This window comes from Vibrio sp. 1401 (assembly GCF_033340295.1).
Map to the genome: position 1 here is coordinate 1 of NZ_JAWOWF010000502.1, position 626 is coordinate 626.

1 protein-coding gene is annotated in these 626 nt (G+C 47.4%); it reads left to right on the plus strand.

Annotated elements, in window-relative coordinates; all coding sequences use genetic code 11:
* Positions 1-626 (plus strand): AMP-binding protein (locus tag R7Z77_RS26480; RefSeq protein WP_318137188.1); only part of this gene is annotated, 626 nt, incomplete at both ends.

A 626-nucleotide genomic window follows, 5' to 3' on the forward strand; every position in this document is an offset into this window, starting at 1 on the left:
GCGAAAAACGAACCGGAGAGTTTTTGGCGCGCTCACGCGGAGAATATCGACTGGTTTGAATCTCCTAAAACCATCTTGAAATCTGATGAGAACGGCATCGAACGTTGGTTCCCAGATGGGGTGATGAATACGTCTTGGTTGGCACTGGATTACCATTGCGAACAAGGACGTGGTGATAATACTGCGCTAATTTATGACTCACCAGTAACGGGAAATAAAAAGACTTACACTTACCGAGAGCTACGCGATCAAGTTGCGAAAATTGCCGGTATGCTGTCTGCCCAAGGCGTTGAAAAAGGCGACCGAGTTGTTGTTTACATGCCGATGATCCCAGAAGCGGCAATGGCAATGCTTGCTTGTGCACGTTTGGGTGCGATTCACTCAGTTGTGTTTGGTGGTTTTGCGCCTAATGAGCTGGCGGTACGTATTGAAGATGCAGAGCCAAAAGTCATTATGACGGCATCGTGTGGCATTGAAATCAGCAAAATCATTCCGTACAAACCTTTGGTTGACAAAGCGATCATGGACAGTCGTTGGAAGCCAGAGAAAGTGTTTGTTTTCCAGCGTCCAGAATGTGAAGCCGAGCTAAACCAAGAGAGAGATCTGGACTGGCAGCAAGAGTACAG